Source organism: Alteripontixanthobacter muriae, assembly GCF_013336795.1.
GTDB lineage: Bacteria > Pseudomonadota > Alphaproteobacteria > Sphingomonadales > Sphingomonadaceae > Pseudopontixanthobacter > Pseudopontixanthobacter muriae.
This window is the reverse complement of record NZ_JAAFZT010000003.1, coordinates 39,790-61,489: the sequence shown is the minus strand read 5'-3', so window position 1 is coordinate 61,489 and position 21,700 is coordinate 39,790. Positions and strand designations below refer to the sequence as shown.

General features: G+C 61.8%; 18 protein-coding genes and 1 tRNA gene. 13 read left to right on the top strand and 6 right to left on the bottom strand.

Annotated elements, in window-relative coordinates; all coding sequences use genetic code 11:
• Positions 1–42: 42 nt before the first annotated feature.
• The gene (locus G7A66_RS00475; RefSeq protein ID WP_174293743.1) at positions 43–1,239 is read left to right on the top strand and encodes a thiolase family protein; all 1,197 of its coding nucleotides are present in this window, start codon (positions 43–45) and stop codon (positions 1,237–1,239) included.
• Positions 1,240–1,286: 47 nt separating this feature from the next.
• Here G7A66_RS00475 and G7A66_RS00470 read toward each other — a convergent pair whose 3' ends face one another.
• Positions 1,287–1,778, bottom strand: coding sequence for an SH3 domain-containing protein (locus tag G7A66_RS00470; protein ID WP_174293742.1), 492 nt, complete (start codon positions 1,776–1,778; stop codon positions 1,287–1,289).
• Between the two features lie 98 nt (positions 1,779–1,876).
• Between G7A66_RS00470 and G7A66_RS00465 the strand changes: the two genes are divergently transcribed.
• The 4 genes from G7A66_RS00465 to G7A66_RS00450 all read left to right on the top strand — a co-directional run bounded on the left by G7A66_RS00465 (position 1,877) and on the right by G7A66_RS00450 (position 5,602).
• Positions 1,877–2,887, top strand: a complete 1,011-nt coding sequence (locus G7A66_RS00465) for a 2-hydroxyacid dehydrogenase (protein WP_174293741.1) — start codon at positions 1,877–1,879, stop codon at positions 2,885–2,887.
• A gap of 77 nt (positions 2,888–2,964) precedes the next feature.
• Positions 2,965–3,369, top strand: coding sequence for a GFA family protein (locus tag G7A66_RS00460; protein ID WP_174293740.1), 405 nt, complete (start codon positions 2,965–2,967; stop codon positions 3,367–3,369).
• A 98-nt stretch (positions 3,370–3,467) separates the two neighbouring features.
• Positions 3,468–4,529, top strand: a complete 1,062-nt coding sequence (locus G7A66_RS00455; RefSeq protein WP_174293739.1) for an amidohydrolase family protein — start codon at positions 3,468–3,470, stop codon at positions 4,527–4,529.
• A gap of 101 nt (positions 4,530–4,630) precedes the next feature.
• Entirely contained in the window at positions 4,631–5,602 is a 972-nt protein-coding gene (locus G7A66_RS00450; protein WP_174293738.1) for an NAD(P)H-dependent flavin oxidoreductase, read from the top strand.
• A 191-nt stretch (positions 5,603–5,793) separates the two neighbouring features.
• On the opposite strand, the gene G7A66_RS00445 is transcribed toward G7A66_RS00450, so the two are convergent.
• The gene (locus G7A66_RS00445; protein WP_174293737.1) at positions 5,794–6,315 is read right to left on the bottom strand and encodes a flavodoxin family protein; all 522 of its coding nucleotides are present in this window, start codon (positions 6,313–6,315) and stop codon (positions 5,794–5,796) included.
• 78 nt (positions 6,316–6,393) lie between these two features.
• On the opposite strand from G7A66_RS00445, the gene recJ reads away from it, so the two are divergent.
• From recJ to phoB, 8 genes are all read left to right on the top strand, one after another.
• Entirely contained in the window at positions 6,394–8,178 is a 1,785-nt protein-coding gene (gene recJ, locus G7A66_RS00440) for a single-stranded-DNA-specific exonuclease RecJ (RefSeq protein WP_174293736.1), read from the top strand.
• A gap of 137 nt (positions 8,179–8,315) precedes the next feature.
• Positions 8,316–8,390: transfer RNA gene (locus G7A66_RS00435), tRNA-Glu, on the top strand.
• A 139-nt stretch (positions 8,391–8,529) separates the two neighbouring features.
• Positions 8,530–9,732, top strand: a complete 1,203-nt coding sequence (locus tag G7A66_RS00430) for an ATP-binding protein (RefSeq protein ID WP_174293735.1) — start codon at positions 8,530–8,532, stop codon at positions 9,730–9,732.
• Positions 9,733–9,818: 86 nt separating this feature from the next.
• The gene (gene pstC, locus G7A66_RS00425; protein ID WP_174293734.1) at positions 9,819–11,204 is read left to right on the top strand and encodes a phosphate ABC transporter permease subunit PstC; all 1,386 of its coding nucleotides are present in this window, start codon (positions 9,819–9,821) and stop codon (positions 11,202–11,204) included.
• A 4-nt stretch (positions 11,205–11,208) separates the two neighbouring features.
• A complete protein-coding gene (gene pstA / locus G7A66_RS00420; protein ID WP_174293733.1) occupies positions 11,209–12,459 on the top strand; it encodes a phosphate ABC transporter permease PstA in 1,251 nt (416 codons plus the stop codon).
• Between the two features lie 38 nt (positions 12,460–12,497).
• Positions 12,498–13,244 carry a phosphate ABC transporter ATP-binding protein PstB gene (pstB, locus tag G7A66_RS00415; protein ID WP_216859253.1) on the top strand — a complete coding sequence of 249 codons (747 nt, stop codon included), beginning with the start codon at positions 12,498–12,500 and terminating at the stop codon, positions 13,242–13,244.
• Positions 13,244–13,912 (top strand): phosphate signaling complex protein PhoU, encoded by a 669-nt coding sequence (gene phoU, locus G7A66_RS00410; RefSeq protein WP_174293731.1) that lies wholly within the window; start codon positions 13,244–13,246, stop codon positions 13,910–13,912. The genes pstB and phoU overlap by 1 nt, the downstream gene beginning before the upstream one ends.
• A 77-nt stretch (positions 13,913–13,989) precedes the next feature.
• Positions 13,990–14,676, top strand: coding sequence for a phosphate regulon transcriptional regulator PhoB (gene phoB / locus G7A66_RS00405; RefSeq protein WP_174293730.1), 687 nt, complete (start codon positions 13,990–13,992; stop codon positions 14,674–14,676).
• On the opposite strand, the gene G7A66_RS00400 is transcribed toward phoB, so the two are convergent.
• Genes G7A66_RS00400 through G7A66_RS00385 form a run of 4 tightly spaced genes read right to left on the bottom strand, consistent with a single transcriptional unit; the run spans position 14,673 to position 21,651 of the window.
• Positions 14,673–15,413: an extensin-like domain-containing protein gene (locus G7A66_RS00400; protein WP_232366552.1), complete on the bottom strand. Its 741-nt coding sequence runs from the start codon at positions 15,411–15,413 to the stop codon at positions 14,673–14,675. The genes phoB and G7A66_RS00400 overlap by 4 nt on opposite strands.
• Positions 15,410–18,946 carry an error-prone DNA polymerase gene (locus G7A66_RS00395; protein WP_174293729.1) on the bottom strand — a complete coding sequence of 1,179 codons (3,537 nt, stop codon included), beginning with the start codon at positions 18,944–18,946 and terminating at the stop codon, positions 15,410–15,412. The genes G7A66_RS00400 and G7A66_RS00395 overlap by 4 nt, the downstream gene beginning before the upstream one ends.
• 15 nt (positions 18,947–18,961) lie before the next feature.
• Positions 18,962–20,410 carry a UdgX family uracil-DNA binding protein gene (locus G7A66_RS00390; RefSeq protein ID WP_174293728.1) on the bottom strand — a complete coding sequence of 483 codons (1,449 nt, stop codon included), beginning with the start codon at positions 20,408–20,410 and terminating at the stop codon, positions 18,962–18,964.
• Positions 20,407–21,651, bottom strand: coding sequence for a putative DNA modification/repair radical SAM protein (locus G7A66_RS00385; protein ID WP_174293727.1), 1,245 nt, complete (start codon positions 21,649–21,651; stop codon positions 20,407–20,409). Before G7A66_RS00385 ends, G7A66_RS00390 begins: the two co-directional genes overlap by 4 nt.
• Positions 21,652–21,700: the final 49 nt, after the last annotated feature.

Sequence of the window (21,700 nt, the reverse complement as noted above, 5' to 3'; positions counted from 1 at the left end):
GTCCAGCATAACATTAATCCACGCGATATAAAGGCAACTGACATGGCCCAGTTCAATTCATCAGATCCCGTCGTCATCATGTCCTATGCGCGCACGCCGATGGGCGGCATGCAGGGCGCACTGGCCGACGTGTCGGCGACCGAACTCGGCGCGACCGCGGTTAAGGCAGCGGTCGAGCGCGCCGGAGTGGAAGGCGGCGATATCGACCGCGTCTACATGGGTTGCGTGCTGCCGGCCGGGCTGGGTCAGGCACCGGCGCGGCAGGCCGCGATCAAGGCGGGCCTGCCGAAATCGGTGCAGGCGACCACTGTGAACAAGGTCTGCGGCAGCGGCATGCAGACCGTCATCATGGGAGCAGAGGCGCTGGCTTCAGGCACTGTCGACACCGTCGTTGCAGGCGGGATGGAGAGCATGACCAACGCGCCTTATCTGCTCAAGAAGCACCGTTCAGGCGCGCGGCTCGGCCATGACACCACCTATGACCACATGTTCCTCGACGGGCTTGAAGATGCCTATGAGGAAGGCCGCGCCATGGGCACCTTTGCTCAGGACACCGCCAACGAATACCAGCTGACTCGCGAGGCGATGGACGAATATTCCATCGAGAGCCTCCGCCGCGCCAATGCCGCTATCGATATCGGAGCCTTCGCCGGCGAAGTCGTCCCGGTGACTTTCACGACCCGCAAGGGCGAACAGACGGTCGAACATGACGAGCAGCCCGGCCGCGGCAAGCCCGACAAGATCCCGACCCTTCGCCCCGCCTTTGCGAAGGACGGCACCATTACCGCTGCAACCTCAAGTTCGATCTCCGACGGTGCTGCGGCTGTCGTGCTGTCGCGGGAGAGCGTTGCGAAAGGCGCTGGCAAGTCCCCGGTGGCAAAGATCGTCGCCATGGCCGCTCACGCGCAGGAACCGGCGCAGTTCACCGTCGCGCCAATCGGTGCGATCGAGAAAGTTCTGAAGTCCGCTGGATGGAGCGCTGACGAGGTCGATCTGTGGGAAGTGAACGAAGCTTTCGCCTGCGTGGCCATGTTCGCGATGCGCGACATCGGCATCCCGCATGACAAGATCAACGTCAATGGCGGCGGCACCGCGCTGGGTCACCCCATCGGTGCGAGCGGCACGCGCATCATCGTCACCTTGCTCAACGCATTGAAGGAGCAGGGCAAGACCAAGGGCGTGGCCAGCCTCTGCATCGGCGGCGGCGAAGCGACTGCAGTCGCGGTGGAGATGCTTTGATCTGAACTGCAGAATCGGCGGGTCGGACCTTATCCTGCCCGCCGGTCCTATGGTTCGCCAGCGCCCCACAGCCTGGCTTGCCGCACGAAACCGCGGTGCCCTTCCACATCCAGCCGGCACCAGCCCTCGTCGCAAGGCCCGAGCGTTCCGATAACTCCTGGCTCCAGATTCCATTTCAGCGCCGCCGCGTCGGAAGGGCCGTCCCGCATCGGCGTGACCTCGTCGCCAATCACGATCGCACCGCGTTCGGGGTCGAGCAAGCGAGCGACCACCCAGCCCTGCTCGCCATCGGGATCTTCGATCATGCGCCAGCCTTCGACCACGCGTACGACCTTGATCGGCAAGCCCGGCCGGCTGTAGACCCACTCGACCGGGTACTCCCGGCTCGGCCCAACGCGCATATTTAATTTGTCGCTTCGGATCGTCGCCCAATAGGGAACGTCACGGTCCTGGGCGCGGGCCGGAGCGGACGAGAAGAGAACCGCAATGCAAATGGCCGCGGCGGCAACTAGCGAGGGTTTTTCAACAGGATTGCGCATGGTGCGTTCCATACAATCGTAATGCCCGCCGCAGCAAGCCGGGTTGATGCAGATGCTGTCCCTTGACCGGGACGCACGGCGGGGCCTAGCAAAACAGCATGGCCGACAGCATTCCATCCCCTCGCCGTACCAAGCCGCCTCGGGTCGTCGTAACCCGGCATTTGCTGCCGGAGATCGAGGGCAGGCTAAGCGAGCTCTTCGACACTCGCCTGAACACGGGTGACACGCCGATGACCCGAAGCGAGATCGCCGCCGCAATGCAGGAGGCAGATGTGCTGGTGCCGACGGTGACCGATACCATCGACGCCGAACTGATCCTGCAGGCCGGTCCGCAACTTGGCCTGATCGCCAGCTTCGGCGCGGGCACCGATCACATCGACCTTGCCGCGGCGAGAAGCCGCAAGATCATCGTCACCAATACGCCCGGCGTTTTCACCGACGACACCGCCGATCTGGCGATGGAGATGATCATCGGCGTCCCTCGCCGCGTGCGCGAAGGCATCGCGCTGGTGCGGCGCGGCGAATGGAGCGGCTGGGCACCTTCGGCCCTGCTCGGGCGGCAATTGGGTGGCAAGGTTTTGGGCATCGTCGGCATGGGGCGCATCGGCCAGGCCGTGGCCCACCGCGCCCGCGCCTTCGGATTGCGGATCGCCTATCACAACCGCCACCGCCTGCCGCCGGCGATCGAGAACGTCTTCGGCGCCGAGTTCGTCGAGAACCTCGACGATCTGCTGAGGCAGTCAGACATCGTCACGCTGCATTGCCCCTCGACGCCAAGCACGACGGGGTTGCTGGACGCGCGGCGCATAGGTCTGATGAAGCCTGGCGCTGCACTGATCAACACCGCGCGCAGCGACCTGCTCGATCAGGAGGCGCTGATCGAGGCGCTAGAAAGCGGTGCGCTGATCGGCGCAGGCCTGGATGTCTACCCGCATGAACCGAAGGTCGATGCTCGGCTGATCGCGCATCCCAACGTCATGACCCTGCCCCACATCGGCAGCGCCACCCTCGAAGGGCGCGAAGCCTCGGGCGAGAAGATCATCGCCAATATCCGCTTCTGGATGGATGGTCATCGCCCACCGGATCAGGTGCTGGAGGGGCTTGTCTGAAGAAGCTCAGTCCGCCCCAGTGGAGTTGCAATTTTCAAGTTTTCGGTTCGCATATGTAATCAGGAAAGGGTGGAGCGATGACAGCAACAACGGGAAGGTGCCTCTGCGGCGCCATCAGCTACTCGGCCAGTGGACCGGCTGAGCATCACGCACTTTGCCACTGCAGCGACTGCCGCCATTGGGCCGGCGCTCCTGTGGTCGGCTGGATAGCCTTCCAGGAGGCCGACCTCTCGATCGAGGGCTCTCCGGCTACCTATCGGTCAAGCGAACACGGGATGCGCGAGTTCTGCGGAAACTGCGGAACCGGACTGTTTTATCGCAATGCAGAGATGTTGCCCGGCATCGTCGATATTCAATCCGGTACACTGGACGACATGGCGGCCCATGCTCCTACTGCTCAGATCATGGTCAAGGAGCGTGTCGAATGGGTTCAGGCCATGACAGAACTGCCGGAATTCCAGACCTACCCGGGCATGGACTGATCCGACTTTCGCGCCAACTCGCCAGGGTTGGCCTGCTTGCCTGACCTGTGCCACATAATTTGCAACTAGAACAAAGAGGCAAGGAGAGGACCGCAGGAATGCCCGAAGAGATCATCGAACCCGAATTGCCGATCATCGATCCGCATCACCACCTATGGGATCTGCGGCCCATAATCCCGGCCTTCCCCGAACCGCGGCACGATTTTCTGGAGGCGATCTCCGGCGCGGCCTATTACACCTTCGATGCCTTGCAGGCCGATACGAAAGGCGGTTCCGCCGAAGGCCATAACATAATCGGCACAGTCTTCATGGAGTGTGGCGCATTCTATAATCCCGCCTACGGCGATGCCGACAAGGTCGTCGGCGAGGTAGAATTCGTGAACGGCGTGGCCGCGCAAGGGGCCAGCGGATTATACGGCACCTATCGCCCTTGCGCCACCATCATCGGCCATGCCGATCTGGCGCGTGGCGACGCCGCCAGATCAACGCTGGAGCGCCTGCAACAGGCAGCACCGGAGCGGTTCAAGGGGATCCGTCACGCCGCAGCCTGGGACGCCAATGCGGACGTGCTCGGGCCGCCCTTCCATGCGCCGGAGGGCCTGTATGAAAGCGATGCGTTTCGCAAAGGGTTTCGTCACCTCGGGCAGATGGGGCTGACCTTCGATGCATGGGTGCTGGAGCCGCAATTGCCAGATGTGATCGCCCTGGCTCGCGCCTTCCCCGATCAGCCGATCATCCTCGACCATTGCGGAACGCCGCTCAACATCGCGTCCTATCGCGGTACCCTGCCCGAATATTTCGAACGCTGGCAGAAAAATATACGCGATCTCGGCACTTGCGAGAATGTCAGCGTGAAACTGGGGGGCCTCGCCATGGCGTTCTGCGGCATGCCCGAAGAAGGTCCGGCCAAAGGCTGCGGGTCTGAAATGCTCGCTGCCATGTGGAAGCCCTATATCGACACCTGCATCGAAGCATTCGGTGCCGACCGGGCGATGTTCGAAAGCAACTACCCCGTCGATCGCTGGGGCGCGGATTACGACACGCTGTGGAATGCCTTCAAGCGCTTGTCACAAGGCTCGTCCGATAGTGAGAAACGTTCGCTGTTCGCCGCTACGGCGGCGGAAACATACGGCATCGCATCCCTGCTGCCGCCGGATTGAGCGCGGCGACGGGTCTTCGCCATAGGCCCGCACTTCACTCGACAAGCAATGCCGCCCGGCATAGACACATTGGCAGGTTTCATCCCGCAACGGAGTTCTTCATGGCCCTTCCCGCACCCTTCGACAAATTGCGCCTCCCGATTATCGGTTCACCGCTGTTCATCGTATCGGTACCGGAATTGGTCATCGCGCAGTGCAAGGCGGGGATCGTCGGGGCATTTCCGGCGCTGAATGCACGTCCATCAGGAATGCTGGACGAATGGCTGCACCGGATCACCGAAGAGCTGGCGGCGCATAACCGCGATAACCCGGACCGCCCCGCCGCGCCTTATGCCGTCAACCAGATCGTGCACAAGAGCAACAACCGGCTGGAAGAGGACATGCAGGTCTGCGAAAAATGGCAGGTGCCAATGGTCATCAGTTCGCTCGGCGCGCGCGAGGAAGTGTTCTCAGCCGTCAGGAACTGGGGCGGGATAACGATGCATGACGTGATCAACGACAAATTCTCGCGAAAGGCGATAGAAAAGGGGGCGACCGGCCTCATCCCCGTGGCTGCGGGTGCAGGCGGCCACGCGGGGACGCAGTCGCCTTTCGCGCTGATGCAGGAAATCCGCAGTTGGTTCGACGGGCCGGTAGCCCTGTCCGGCTCGATTGCGCATGGGCGTTCGGTGCTGGCGGCGCAGGCGATGGGGGCGGATTTCGCCTATATCGGCAGTCCATGGATTGCGACCAAGGAAGCCAATGCGGATGATGCCTACAAGCAGTCGGTCGTCGACAGCAAGGCAGGCGATATCGTCTACACCAATCTGTTCACCGGCGTGCACGGCAACTATCTCCGCTCCTCGATCGAGAGTGCAGGACTTGACCCGGACAATCTGCCGCAAAGCGATCCGAGCGCAATGAATTTCGGGTCCGGCGGCAACAGCAAGGCCAAGGCCTGGAAGGACATCTGGGGATCGGGTCAGGGTGTGGGCATGGTCGACGCAGTGGACAGCGTGGCAGACCGCGTCGACCGGCTTGAGCGGGAGTACGAAGCGGCGCGAGCCGACCTGATGGCGAAGATTAAAAGCTGACTGGCGATCAGATAGGGCGGGCACTCGTTCGCTGCCGTGAGGTGCCAGGCAGGAATCGCAAGCGCCAGCTGTGCGCTTGCAGGCGCGGCGGCGTGACAGTGAGACTGACAGCGGCATGCGGGTAGGCTCGTCCGTTCAGGCGGATACTGCCGATGTTCCTCTGCGCCTCGAATTTGCTGCGACCGATCCCTTCAGAACATTCCAAGCGCCACACCTTCGGCCATCGCATGGCCCAGGTCGCGGCACTGCGCCAGGTCCTCTTCCGGCACCACCTTGGGTGCGAGGATATCTTCTTTCGTCTGGGCCGACATGTTGATGATCAGGGGGTCGGCCACGCGCTTCAACCGCCAACCCTTCGCGATGCGGTCGATCTGCGCCTGCGCCCCTTCCCCATCCGACCCTGCAGCGATGATGGTGCAGAATGCCCGGCCCTCGATCCTGCCAAGAACATCGTAATAGCAGCGGTCGAACATCTCCTTCATCATGCCGCTTATGCTGGCGAGATTTTCAGGGCATACGAAGATGTACGCCGACGCAGCCAGAATGTCCGCAGGCGTGACCTGAGAAGCCGGAAGCAACCTTGCCGGGTCATGCCCCTCTGCCCGGTCGGCACCCTCGATCGCGGCAAGAGCCATCGCTTCGCTGGCGCCCGTCCGGCTATGCCAGGCGATCAGAACGTGAGGTTCGCTTTTCGGATCGGGCGCGCGCTCCATTCTTGCAGCCTTCGATCCTCTTGCAATCTTGTCAATGGCGCGCTTTCGATACGCAGTCTGTTCCTGTAGAGAGGCGCCATGGCATCCAGCGCATATTCTTCCGTATTCGGCGTCGACAAATCCCTATCCGGCCGCGCATGGCAATGGCGCGGCGGCAACATGGCCCTGTCTGGCGGGCAATATGGTGACGGCGACATTGTGACGCAGCTGCTCTTCTCGCGCGGTGTGGCGCGCGAAGAACTCGACATGCATCGCAATCCGACGCTGCGCAATTTCCTGCCCGATCCGTCGCAGTTTCAGGACATGGAGAGCGCTGCCGATCGGATTGCTCAGGCGGTACTGACTCGCGAAATCGTCACGATCTACGGCGATTACGACGTGGACGGTGCCACCAGTTCGGCATTGCTGATCCGGCTGTTCAGAATGCTGGGGCACGAAGCGGGATATTACATTCCCGATCGTCTGCTGGAAGGATACGGCCCGAGCGGAGCGGCGCTGGTCAAGCTCGCTGAACAGGGTTCGAGCCTGATCGTGACGGTCGATTGCGGGGCGATGGCCCATTCGGCACTGCAAAAAGCGCATGACGCCGGCGTGGACGTGATCGTGGTCGATCATCACAAATGCTCTGCGGAACTGCCGCGCACGGTGGCAATGGTGAACCCAAACCGGCTGGACGAGAGCGAAATCGGCGCAAGCCACGGGCACCTCGCTGCCGTGGGCGTCGCATTCCTGCTCGCGATCGCGGTTTGCCGGACGTTGCGGCAGCGCGGCTACTTCGCAGGCAAGGCAGAGCCCAATCTGATGGCACTGCTCGATCTGGTGGCACTGGGCACGGTTGCCGACGTGGCGGCACTCCACGGGTTGAACCGTGCGCTCGTGGCGCAGGGCCTCAAGGTCATGGCCCACCGCGATAATATCGGCATGGCGGCGCTTATCGATGCGAGCCGACTGAAACGCGCGCCAGTCTGCAGCGATCTCGGATTTGCACTCGGCCCCCGCATCAACGCGGGCGGGCGGGTCGGCGAATCCACTCTGGGTGTGCGGCTGCTGGTAACCGACGATCCTGACGAGGCACGCGCCATCGCGGCACAGCTTTCGGAACTGAACGAAGATCGCCGCACGATCGAGGCGGAAGTTCAGCAAGCTGCAGAAGCATTGGCGGAAAAGCAGCATAACCGGTCGGTTATCGTGGTGAGCGGAGACGGCTGGCACCCCGGAGTGATCGGCATCGTCGCTGGCCGCCTGAAGGAGAAGACCGGCAAGCCGGTATTGGTCATCGCCAGGGATGCAAGCTCGGCTGAAGGCAAGGGATCCGGCCGGTCGATCGCCGGCGTGGACCTGGGCGCGGCGATCATTGCTGCCCGCGAACACGGGCTGCTGGTCGCCGGCGGCGGTCATGCCATGGCGGCGGGACTGACCGTGATGGGCGACAGTATCGATGCGCTGGCCGACTGGCTGGACGAACGACTGTCAGCCGCAGTCTCGCGCGCCAGCGCCTCGGCAGTCATGAAACTGGACCTTTCCATCGCCCCATCCGGCCTGACACCGCAGCTTGTCGAGACTCTGGAAAGCGCTGGACCTTACGGCGTCGGTTGGCCCGGCCCTCGTGTTGCGGTCGGCCCCGTTCACCTCGTGAAGGCCGACATGGTGGGGAACGATCACGTGCGCCTTGTCGCAAGCGGGAATGATGGAGCCTCGTTCAAGGCCATCGCTTTCCGAGCCGCGGAATCCGAGATGGGCCAAACCCTGCTTCATGCCTCACGCGGCCGGAAGCTGTGGCTGGCAGGCCGTGCAAAGATAGACGACTGGGGCAATCGCACACAGGCGGAACTGCACCTGGAAGACGCGGCATGGGCAGATTGAGGCAGCAGTTGCGCAAGATCAGCGGCCCTCGACCAATCTTTTTTCGCCCCCAGCCCCTTTTCCTGTTCGCACGGGCTTGACCCCAGAGCCACACCGACCTAATTGCGCCGCCACGCCACCGGTTCAAACACTGGCATGGCCCCTTCGTCTAGCGGTTAGGACGCGGCCCTTTCACGGCTGAAACACGGGTTCGATTCCCGTAGGGGTCACCACCGGTTGCGCATTTCTCCAGATTTAGCGCGCAATCGGCCCTGCTCCACCATTTTCATGGTGTGCATTCTGCCGACTTATTCACATGTTGCGCCGCTCCTCTGGCCCTCGTCGAAATTGATGGCTAAGGCGCTATCCAGCATGAAGCAGCGCCCCACCTTGTCCCGGCCCGCCTTGGCGCTTGCCCTGGTCAGTGCAATCGGCATGGTTCTGGCGGGCGTCAGTTTTTACATCGCACTCATCGTATTCGCGATCTGGATAGGCACTCTCTGGCTCGGCTCACCCAAGCCGCCGCAGCCGGAACGCAGCGACGGCGATGGCGTGTTCACCCGCGCGAGCGTCGGCGATCTTATCGAACATTCGGCAACGCCCATGCTGTTGACGCAGGGCAGCAGGGTCACGACTGCCAATTTGTCGGCACGCAGGCTGCTCGGCAGTCATCTCGTCGATCAGGACGCGCGCGTCGCCTTCAGGCATCCCGAAGCCATCGCCCTGCTCGGCCGCGACGCTGCGGGGAGTGCCATTATTCGCGGGTTGGAACGGCGGCGGGACATCTGGAGCATGAACCGTCAGCCGATCGGTGACGGTTTCGCAGTGATCGAACTCGTGAACCGCACATCCGAAGCTGACATCAGCCGGGCCCATACCGATTTCGTTGCCAATGCCAGCCATGAATTGCGCACGCCGTTGGCGTCGATCATCGGCTATGTGGAAACGCTGCTGGAATCACCCGGCTCGCTCGACAGCGAAACATCGAACAAGTTCCTCGCGACGATTGCTCGCGAAGCTCGCCGCCTGCAACATCTGGTCGAGGATCTGATGTCCCTGTCACGAGTGGAAGCGGAGAAGCACGACCAGCCAGACGAGGAAATCGGCTTCGCAAACCTGGTGGAACGCGCCGCCCGTGACGCAGCCGGCAGCGAGCGATCGGATCGGTTGGAACTTCAATGCGATTCGCCGGTCCTGATCGCCGGCGACAGTCAGCAGGTGGAGCAACTCGTTCGAAACCTGGTCGATAATGCGCTGAAATATGGCGATGACGACAAAACGGTCAGCGTAACGGTGGATACGTCCGGCAAGGGTGAAGCGACCCTTACCGTGAAGGATCGCGGCGAAGGAATCGCGGCGGAGCACCTGCCTCACCTGACTCGCCGGTTCTACCGCACGGATCCGGGCCGCAGCCGGGCGTCAGGAGGCACCGGACTGGGCCTCGCAATCGTCAAACACATCGTCGAACGCCACCGCGGAAGGCTCGATATCGAGAGCGTTCGGGGTGAGGGAACGACGGTAACCGTGCGTATCCCGTCCAAAGCTGTGGCCGATGATGTCGTCAAACTGTCATGATACTGTCATGTAAGCCCAACAACGCCCCGGCAATGGCAAACGCACCAATCGGAACAGCCCTCCTTTCAGGCATGATGCGCTAATTTATGTCCCCCATTATTCTTCTCCTGCTCGCACTTGCGCTTGGCCTCGCTGGCTGGCTCGCCGCGCGTGCCCGGGCCTGGAGCTTCCAGCGCAGCAGCGCCGATGGACGGATCGCTTCCCGGCCCACCTACCATGCCTGGTACGTCGCATTATGGATCGTGATTCCCGTCACGCTGTTCATCGCAGTCTGGGGCGCCCTGTCGCCGCAGCTGGTGACGCAATCGGTCCTTGCGACACCTGCCGCCAGCGAACTGCCGCCCTTCGGGTTCAAGCGGCAGGCCATTCTCAGCGATGCCCGGGCAGTGGCGACCGGAGCCGCGCAGGGCGTGTTCAACCCCGAAGCGCGCGCCTTCATCGAGCCTTATCGCGACGCGATGTCGTACTACGGCACGATCGGCCTCATCGTCACTCTGGTCATCGCCTTTCTGGCAGGGGCCTTCGCCTTCCTCCGCCTCAAGCCTGATTTCGCCGCCCGCAACCGGGTCGAAAAGATCGTCATGGCGGTGCTGCTACTTGCATCGCTCGTCGCGATTCTGACGACGCTTGGAATTATCGTCAGCCTCGTTTTCGAAACTGTGCGCTTCTTCGGGATGGTCAATCCCATCGATTTCCTGTTCGGAACGCAATGGGGCCCCGACCCCATGAGCAGCGCCGAATCTCCCGATCCTTCACGTTATGGCGCCATTCCGCTGTTCTGGGGGACCATCTACATTGGCGCTATCATCGCCATGATCGTCGCCATTCCGCTCGGCCTGATGAGTGCGATCTATCTCACCCAATATGCGCGGCCCAGCTGGCGCCGCTGGCTCAAGCCCATGCTCGAGATCCTCGCGGGCGTACCTACCGTGGTCTACGGCTATTTCGCGGCACTGACGGTCGCGCCGGCCATTCGCGACGTCGCCTTGTCCGTGGGCATCAGCAATGCGTCGAGCGAGAGTGCGCTGGCCGCAGGACTGGTGATGGGCGTGATGATCATTCCCTTCGTCTCTTCCATGGCGGACGATTCGATTGCCGCTGTTCCCAGCGCCATGCGCGACGGCAGCCTTGCGATGGGTGCCACCACGTCGGAGACTATCCGCAAGGTTCTGGTGCCGGCTGCACTCCCCGGCATCGTTGCCGGCGTGATGCTGGCCATCAGCCGCGCCATCGGTGAAACGATGATCGTGGTGATGGCTGCGGGTGCTGCCGCAAACCTCACTGCCAATCCGCTGGAGGCCATGACGACGGTTACCTTCCAGATCGTCGCCATGCTGACAGGCGAAGGCAGCTTCGACCATCCCGCGACGCTGAGCGCCTTTGCACTCGGCTTCGTCTTGTTTCTCGTGACGCTGGCGCTGAACTTCTTCGCGCTGCGCGTCGTGAAGCGCTTCCGCGAGGCCTATGAGTGAGATCATGAGCAGGACTATCGACCCTACCCGCTCCTCCGCCTTCGAAGCGCGGCTGAAGAAGCGTTACGCGACCGAAAGATGGTTCAAGCGTGCCGGCCTCGCTGCCGTGGTCTTTTCCATGCTGGTGCTGGCGATTCTCCTGGTCACCATGACAATCAATGGAATTGGCGGGTTTCAGCGCGCCGAATTGCGCGTGCAGATCGACTTTACTCAAGCTGGCATCAGCGCCGATCCGGTCGCCATGGCGCAGCCTAACGCCGTGCAGTCGCTCGAGATGCAGGGATTGCCTGAACTGGTCGAATTCAGCGCGGAACAGGCGCTGGGCGATTTCGCTGACGAGGCTCTCAATGCCGAAGCATGGCGGGTCGTGGGGCAGGAGATTGTCGGCGATCCCTCTATCCTCCAGACAAGCCAGACCATGTGGCTGCCCGCCAGCGCCGGCCTGGCCAGCGGATTGGCCGGGGAGGGATCGCCTGAACTCCGCGCGCTGGCCGACCGACTTGAAGCGCAGGGTATCCTCGACAATCGCCTGGACCTCGGCTTCCTTGCCCGCGCGGATGCGACCAACCCGCAGATGGTCGGTATCTGGGGCGCGTTGAAGGGTTCGATCCTGACAATGCTGGTCACGCTGGCACTTGCATTCCCTATCGGCGTACTCGCCGCGCTGTACCTCGAGGAATATGCGCCGCGTAACCGCTGGACCGACATAATCGAAGTTTCGATCAACAATCTTGCCGCAGTCCCATCGATCATCTTCGGTCTGCTGGGCCTTGCCGTTTTCCTGTGGATCTTCCCCAATCTGCGATCCGCTCCGCTGATCGGGGGCATGACCCTGGCCCTGATGACGATGCCGGTCATCGTCATCTCTGGCCGAAACGCCATCAAGGCCGTTCCGCCGTCGATCCGCGACGGGGCGCTCGCAATCGGGGCCAGTCCGGTGCAGGTGGTGTTTCACCACGTGCTGCCACTTGCCTTGCCGGGCATTCTGACCGGTACCATTATCGGCATGGCCCGCGCTCTCGGCGAAACCGCGCCGCTGCTGATGATTGGCATGCGGGCCTTCGTGGCAACGCCCCCCGAAGGCTTCACCTCGCCCGCGACGGTGCTGCCGGTACAAATCTTTTTGTGGTCGGACGAGATCGACCGCAGCTTTGTAGAACGCACGAGTGCGGCCATTATCGTGCTACTGCTGTTCCTCCTGCTGATGAACGGCCTCGCCATTTATCTGCGCAACCGATTCGAGAAGAGCTGGTGACTGTAATCCATCAAAATCTGCAGACGACCGAAGCGAAGATGAGCGCGCGGAACGTCAGCGTCTTTTACGGCGACAAGAAAGCGATCGACGACGTTTCGATCGATATACCGACCGAATATGTGACGGCCTTCATCGGCCCATCCGGGTGCGGGAAATCGACTTTCCTGCGCACTCTCAATCGTATGAACGACACTATCGCCTCTGCGCGGGTCGAGGGCGAGATCGAGCTTGATGGCGAGGACATCTACCGCTCGCGCATGGACGTAGTGCAATTGCGCGCCCGTGTCGGCATGGTGTTCCAGAAGCCCAATCCGTTCCCGAAATCGATCTACGACAACATCGCCTACGGTCCGAAGATCCACGGCACTGCCGATGGCAAGGACGAGCTGGATGCCATTGTCGAGAAGTCCCTCAAGCGCGCCGGGCTCTGGAACGAGGTGAAGGACCGCCTGAATGACAGCGGCACCGCCTTGTCCGGTGGCCAGCAGCAGCGGCTTTGCATTGCCCGCGCCATTGCAGTAGACCCCGAAGTCATCCTGATGGACGAGCCCTGCTCTGCACTTGACCCCATCGCCACGGCGAAGATCGAGGAGCTGATCGGCGAGCTGAATGGCCGCTATGCCATCGTTATCGTCACCCACTCCATGCAGCAGGCGGCGCGTGTGTCGCAGCGGACGGCTTTCTTCCACCTCGGCAAGATGGTGGAATACGGCCGCACTTCCGACATCTTCACCAATCCGCTGGAAAAGCGTACCCAGGACTACATCACAGGACGATACGGTTAATGCCCGAACATACAGTCAAGGCTTTCGATGAGGACATCACTCGCCTGCGCGGCCTGATCGCCGAAATGGGCGGACTGGCCGAAGTGTCGATTCAGGAGTCGCTCGATGCGATGGTGCAGGGGAACGAGAGCCTTGCCGAAAAGGTCGTGAAGCGCGACCGCAAGATAGACGCTATCGAAACTGACGTGGACAAGCTGGCGGTCAGGATCATCGCCCTGCGCGCGCCAATGGCAGACGATTTGCGCGAAGTCATCGCCGCCCTCAAGATTGCCGGCGTGATCGAACGTATCGGCGATTACGCGAAGAATATCGCGCGCCGTGTCGGCGAGATCGAGGGCCGCAAGCGTTTCGAACCGCTGACTCTGCTTCCTGCCATGGGCGATCTCGCTGCTGAAATGGTGCATGATGTCCTGACAGCCTATGCCTCCCGCGACCCCGAACTCGCGTTGGAGGTGATCAGGGCCGATGCCAAGGTCGATGCCTTTTACAATTCGATCTTCCGCAATCTGGTGAGCCATATGGTGGAAAACCCCGCCACCATCAGCAGCGCTGCTCAACTTCTGTTCGTTGCCAAGAACATCGAGCGTATCGGGGATCATGCCACCAATGTCGCTGAAATGGTCCATTTTGCGGCAACCGGCGATTATCCGCCGGACGAGGATAATTGAGGCGCGGTTTGACACGCGGTTGTCGCAATCGAGCCATATAGCGGCCTGGTCATCTACGGAAACAAGAGGGACCGACATTGCCCACCGCCAAGCTGCTCCTGGTCGAAGACGATCCCTCCCTATGCGACCTGCTCGAATTCCGGTTCCGCAATGAAGGCTACGTCGTCCGTTCGACAGCGGATGGCGACGAAGCGCTTATCCTGGCAGCGGAAGATGTGCCTGACCTCGTCATTCTGGACTGGATGATCGAAGGAACCAGCGGCATCGAAGTATGCCGCCGCCTGCGCCGCGATGCGGCCACCGCCCATGTACCAATCATCATGCTCACCGCGCGAGAAGCGGAGGACGACCGGATACGCGGGCTGGACACCGGCGCCGACGATTATCTGACCAAACCGTTCTCTCCGCGAGAGTTGCTGGCGCGGGTCGCTGCCGTAATGCGCCGGATACGGCCAGTTCTGGCCGGCGAAGCGATTACGGTAGGCGAGATCAAGTTGGACCCGGTGGCGCATCGCGTGGAGCGCAGGGGCAGCGTCGTGCAACTCGGCCCAACGGAATACCGCCTGCTCAAGTTCCTGATGGAAAGCCCGGGCCGGGTGTTCAGCCGCGGTCAGCTGCTTGATGGCGTTTGGGGTACGGGCAGCGATATCGAGTTGCGCACGGTCGATGTGCACATCAGGCGGCTCCGCAAGGCGATCGAGGTAGAGGGCGCGCCCGACCCGGTTCGAACCGTGCGCTCTGCCGGATATTCGCTGGAAGCCTAGCGGCAGACGCCCCGATTGCCGCGCGCCTGATCCAGATGGAAATGATCGCGATGGGCCTCGTTGTAATCGGGTGAGAGGACCGTGCCGAATACATCGCAGGCCCCGCTTCCCACGCGGCGCAGAAAGCGCGCCTTGCGGTCTGTCGATGCCTCTTCCGCCCAGTCCGATACGATGCTGATCTCGGTTCCGTCTTCCAGAACGAAGCCCGCAATATCAATGGCGTTACCGGTGGCGTGCTGACTCCATCGGCCCTCGCTGCGGCCGTACAGCCTTCGGCAGCTATAGGTGCCCAGATGACGTACCGACGCAAGCGGTGAGTTCATGATGTCCAGCGCTGCCGGCTCGACCGTTTTCTGCAGCCAGGATGTCATGGCGGCATTGACCGCGCAGGTGGCAACGGGCGCGGAAGGCGTCAAGGGTGAGTCCTCGAGAGTTACTCGGTCGGGCCGCGTGCAAGCCCCCACGCCGCTAGGCTCCAGAACTTTGAATTCAATCGCACTTCTTTCCAGAACCTGCTGACATATCTGCACATCTTCTCTCAGACTGCTCCATTTAGCGGCGGTCGCGAACCCATCCGGATCCCTGAGGTCGAGCGGTGCCCACGGGTCATGCTGCGGATTGTCGCGCAACCACGCCATGGCCGCGAGCAGAATGGCGATGAAGATCAGCAGGGCCAGCAACCGGCGGTCCGCTGCAAATCGCCCGATCCGCCACGAGATGGTGTGGCGAGGCTTCAATGAAAATCACGGGATTTGGGAATGATACAGGCATCGCGCGGGTGCCCGCCATGAAAACCGCATTCGCGATTGTTCGCCGGGGGCTGGAAAGGCTCCGGGGCCGGTGCCGGATAGGGATCGTCGCTGCCGGACCGCAGATCGTCCCTCGGGTTGAGCTTGGCCGATAGCGGGCTGTTGCAATGATCGGCCCGGGCAACGGGAGCGTTCAGCAGATCGTCCGACAATTCATGCAGGCGCACTGTCGCGTCGGTCATGTGCTGGGCAATGACGTGAATGACCTCATCATCATATTCGACCCGCCCGCGCACTTCCATCAGCCGCGCCCCCATGACCACCTTGCGCTGTTTTTCCTTGAGGTCGGGCCACACCACGAGATTGATGACTCCTGTCTCATCCTCCAGCGTGATGAAGCATACGCCCTTGGCCGACCCTGGCCGCTGGCGGATCAGCACGACACCTGCAACCTGTACCATGGACCGGAACTTCCGGTCCCGCAAATCGCACGCGCGCACGAAGCCTCGCTCGGCCAGTCCGGCCCGCAGGAATGCCATGGGATGCGCCTTGAGGCTGAGGCGCTGGGTCTGGTAATCGGCCACGACCTCTTCCGACAAGGGCATGTGGGGCAATGCGGTGCGCGATGCCTCCGCCCCCTCGTCCCGCGATTCCGCGAATTGGAACAGGGGCAGATCGACCCCGCCGTGCAGGCTGCGCGCATCCCACAGCGCCTGGCGCCGCGGCAGGTCGAGCGAACCGAAGCAATCGGCAGATGCCAGACGCTCGATATGCGCAGGGCTGATCCGTGCCCGGTCACGCAAAGCGGCGACATCGCGATAGACCCCAGTTTCCGCGCGAACCGTCACCAGCTGCGCGGCCACATGTTCGGGCAAGCCGTCGATTTGCCTCAGCCCCAATCGCACGGCGACGTTCCGCTTCCCCCGATTTTCGCCGCCTGGCCCGGAAGGGACGCTGCGTTGCTCCAGGGTGCAATCCCACTCGGACCGGTTCACATCCACCGGCAGGATCGCGACGTCATGCTCCACCGCATCGCGCACGATCTGCGCCGGGGCATAGAAGCCCATAGGCTGCGAGTTCAGCAGGGCGCAGCAAAAGGCGGCCGGGAAATGGCATTTCAGCCAGCTGGAGACATAGACAAGATGCGCAAAACTGGCGGCATGGCTTTCCGGAAATCCATATTCGCCGAAACCGCGGATCTGGTTGAAGCAGCGCTGCGCGAATTCACGGTCGTAGCCGCGACCCACCATGCGTTCCACCATCATGTCCTGCAATTCATCGACCATTCCCCGGCTGCGGAAAGTGGCCATCGCCTTGCGCAGCCGGTTGGCTTCAAGACTGCTGAACTTCGCCGCATCCAGAGCGATCTTCATCGCCTGTTCCTGGAAAATGGGCACGCCGAGGGTGCGCTCAAGGATCGAGGACAGCTCATCCGGCGGCCCATGCTCGGGACTGGGCGCCGGGATAATCACGTTCTCCTCGCCCCGGCGACGTTTGAGGTAAGGGTGGACCATGTCGCCCTGGATCGGACCCGGGCGCACGATGGCCACCTGAACCACCAGATCGTAGAATTCACGCGGGCGCAGGCGCGGCAGCATGTTCATCTGCGCCCGGCTCTCCACCTGGAACACACCGAGCGAGTCGCCCTTGCGCAGCATGGCATAGACTTCCGGATCCTCCCTCGGCACGGTAGCGAGCTCCAGGTGCCGGTCGTGATGTTCCTCCAGCAGATCGAGGCACTTGCGGATGCAGGTCAGCATGCCAAGCGCCAGAACATCGACCTTCAAGATGCCCAAGGCCTCGATATCGTCCTTGTCCCACTCGATGAAACTGCGATCCGGCATGGCGCCATTGCCGATGGGCACCGTTTCGGTAAGACGGCTTTCCGTCAGGATGAAACCGCCGACATGCTGGGATAAATGCCGAGGCATTCCAATCATTTGTTCGGTCAATATGAGAACCCGCCTTAGATGCGGGTCCATGATGTCGAGGCCGGTTTCCTCGACATGTTTTTCGCCAATCTCGCGCCCGTGGCCACCCCATACGGTACGCGCCAGTGCCGATGTGACGTCATCGGAAAGGCCCATGGCCTTGCCCACCTCGCGAATGGCCATGCGGGGACGGTAATGAATGACGGTGGCGCACAGCCCTGCCCGGTGCCGCCCGTATTTCGCATAGATATGCTGGATGACCTCTTCGCGGCGCTCATGTTCGAAATCGACATCGATATCGGGCGGTTCCTTGCGCTCCTCCGATATGAAGCGGTCGAACAGCAGGGCATGTTTCGCCGGATCGACCGAGGTGATGCCGAGGCAATAGCACACCGCCGAATTGGCGGCGCTTCCTCGCCCCTGGCATAATATCGGGGGGTCAACTCCGCGTGCGAAATCGACGATGTCCTTGATGGTCAGGAAGTAACAAGCGAGGTCGAGCTTGCCGATCAGGGCAAGTTCCCTTTCGATCGTCTGCCGAACGTTGTCCGGCAAGCCATTGGGATAGCGCCACTTTGCGCCTTCCCATGATTGCTCGACCAGATATTGCTGGGGCGTCATGCTGTCGGGATAGATCGCCTCGGGATATTCGTAGCGCAATTCGTCCAGGCTGAAGATGCAGGCATCGGCGATGGCCCGCGATGCCGTGATCGCATGAGGCCAGCGGGCAAACATCGCCGCCATGTCAGCTGGGCTTTTCAGGTGCCGTTCGGCATTGGCGTGCAGCAAATGGCCTGCCCGGGCGACCGTAGTCTTGTGGCGGATCGCCGTCATCACGTCCTGAAGCGGCCGGCGGTCAGGGGCGTGGTAATGCACGTCATTCGTCGCCAGCAAACCAAGGCCGTTCGCCCGCGCAAGAGCATCAAGGCGGTCGATCCGCGCAATGTCGTCAGCCTGATACAGATAGCTGGCGGCAAGATGGCGCAATGTCGGCAGGCCAGCGGCAAGATGCGGCAGCAGGTCGGTGAACCGACCGCTGACGTCATGGTCGATGGCCCTGCCATCCAGTGCCACTACATTGCCAGCCCAAGCCGGCATGGTGAAACGCTGCTCCAGATCGGGCGGCGGCAGGGCGATCAATTGCACACCTTCGGAATGGTCCGCCAGCATGGTGAGGGAAATGGCGCATTCGCCTTTCGCCTGCCATTCCCCCTCCAGCGTACGCATTCGGCCTGCTGAGATCAGGGTACATAAACGCCCATAGGCTGCCCGGTCGCTGGGATAAGCCAGGAACGCAAAACCTTCGACAGTTTCTATTCTGCTTCCGATAAGTGGTTTAAGCTTAAGGGTTTTTGCCTCCGTGTGAATGCGAACCACGCCCGCCATGGAGTTCGCATCGGCAATCCCGATGGCGTCATACCCAAGCGATCGGGCGGTCAGGACCAGATCGACAGCATCCGATGCCCCGCGCAGGAAACTGAAACAGCTCAGCAGCCCCAATTCGACGAATGGCGCGCGAAGGGGTGGTTCTACGCCAGACGGATCGCAATCGATCCGGCGCTTTCCGGGTGTGAGCGGAGCGTCAGGCATGGTCGTTTCACAGGATCAGCTATCGGCCATTTCGGCAAGCCGCTGTGCCACTGCCGCCAGATCGGCATCGAACAGGCGTTCCTGCTTCTCCCGCGCTTCTCCATCAAGGCGCAGAAGATAGGAAGGATGCGCCGTAATCCACAATTCGCTTCCGTCTTCCAGCATCTGCGGCGTTCCGCGTGCTTTGGTAATGCTGACGGTCTTGCCCAGCATGCCGCGCGCGGCGCTGGCCCCCATGGCAAGCAGCAGCTTCGGCTGCACGATCGCGCGTTCGCTTTCCACCCACCAGCGGCAGGTATCGATCTCCTTGGCATTGGGCGACTGGTGCAACCGGCGTTTGCCGCGCTGGACATATTTGAAATGCTTGACGGTGTTGGTGACATAGGCCTTGCCGCGGTCAATCCCCGCACGTTCGAGATGCACATCGAGCAATTGTCCGGCCGGCCCGATGAAGGGCCGCCCGCTCTGGTCTTCCTGGTCGCCCGGCTGTTCGCCGACGATCATCAGGGCAGCATCCTGTGGCCCTTCCCCCATGACGGCATGATTGTCGAGTTCGCCGATCGGACATTTCCGGCAGGCGTGGATCGCCTTGTCTATCGCGGCCAGCGTTTCAGGTCGTTCCTCGAATTCCAGCGTTCCTGCATCCACCATCGTGCTTTCCCGTTGCTGCGCCCCTGCCACCAGTTCCGGTATCAGGGCGGCTTCGGGCATGTTCTTCCAATATTTGCGGGGCATTTCCTTCAGCATCGCCCCGACCTTCAAACGCGCCGGGTTGAAGATGGACGCATAATATTTGCGCCACAGATCTTCGGCAGGATCGCCCGAAGGCGCATCGCCGCGCTCTGCCGCCGGTCCTTCCCGCATGGTCTCGCCATCCCAATGCAGGCTGAGCCGCGGCGTCAGGATCGACCATTTCATATTGGCAAAGCGCCTGACGAAGAAACCGGCATTAGCCCTGACTATGTGGTGATCGGGTTCGAACCAGGCGACGTAATGTTCATCGCCCGAGCCTTCGACGCCTTCATCCTCCACCACCCGGAAGCGGACGAAGGCATGCATCTTGTGGCTGTCGCGGCGAACGCTGCGGTCGAGATCTTCCAATCGCCGGACATCATTGTCGGCCTTGTCTTCCATGACCCGGCCATTGGCCTGGTGTCGCCACAGCAGCCGGTAGAGCAGCGCAAAGCGTTCGGGGTCGGAATGCAGTGCCGCATTCTTCGCCAGTTGCAGGAAACGGCGGCTTACGCGGATCTGCGGCGCATCTGCCGGAGGGGACGGCACGCGTAAATCGCCACGACCGAACAAATCGCCCGATCCGCCGGGTTCGACCCAGGCGATGCGGTCGGGCGGCACGTCGCATTGCACCAGCGCGCGTGCGCGTTCGCGCCAGAAGCCGAAATCGTCAGGCTCCGGCAATTGTATGACATAGCGTGTATCCGCCCTGATGCGCTGTGCCGGTATCATGCCGCGAACAGCTCCAGCTGCTCCTGCTTCGGTGCAAGCAGGCTGCGAAGGTCGGCACGATCCGTCAATGTGGTGGGCCGCCAATCCGCCGTGATGATGAAGGGGCGGACCTTGGTCACGGAAACGGTCAGCTTGCCGACGTCGTCGAGGCGCAGGGTGCGATGGCGGCGAGCGGCAATGATCTGGTTCACCGCGCGAACACCCAGACCGGGCACGCGCAGCAGCATTTCACGCGAGGCGCGGTTGACGTCGAGCGGGAAGCTTTCCCGGAACTTCAGCGCCCAAGCGAGCTTCGGATCAATATCGAGCGGCAGATTGCCGTCATCACCCGTCGCCTGCATGACTTCGCTGGGCTTGTAGCCGTAGAAACGCATCAGCCAGTCGGACTGATAAAGCCGGTGTTCGCGGATCAGCGGCGGACGCTTCAGCGGCAGGACCGCGCTGGCATCGGGAATGGGGCTGAAAGCGGAATAATACACCCGGCGCAGGCCAAAGCTGTCGTAGAGCCGGCTAGCCTTGCCGACGATATCGGCGTCGCTGGCAGCATCCGCCCCGACAATCATCTGAGTCGATTGCCCGGCCGGGGCAAAGCGAGGCGCATGGCGAAAACGCTTCCGCGCATCCTTCGCCTCGACGATACTGTCCTTCACGCCGCCCATCGCGCCTTCAATCTGGCGGGAGTTCTTGTCGGGCGCGAGGCGGGTCAGCCCGGCATCGGTCGGCAATTCCACATTAATGGATACGCGGTCGGCATAAAGCCCTGCGCGGTAGGTCAGCTGCGGGTCCGCTTCGGGGATGGTCTTGAGGTGGATGTAACCGCGAAAATCGTATTCTTCCCGCAGGATACGGGCCGTTTCTATCATCTGTTCCATGGTGTGATCGGAACTTTTGACAATGCCCGAAGAGAGGAACAGCCCCTCGATATAATTGCGGCGGTAGAAGCTGATCGTCAGATCCGCAACTTCCTGCGGAGTAAACTTCGCGCGCCGCACGTTCGAACTCTTGCGGTTGATGCAATAATGGCAATCGAAAATGCAGTGATTGGTCAGCAGGATCTTCAGAAGCGAAATGCACCGCCCATCCGGCGCATAGGCATGGCAGATGCCCATGCCTTCCGTTGAACCGATGCCCTTGCCGCCGATACTGTTCTTCTTCGCCGTGCCCGATGAAGCGCAGGACGCATCGTATTTCGCGGCATCGGCGAGGATTTCGAGACGTTCTATGACGGAAAGCTGGGCCATGTGTTCCATATATGTTCTACGCTACGATTCTCCAACCTGTTTCGTGAAA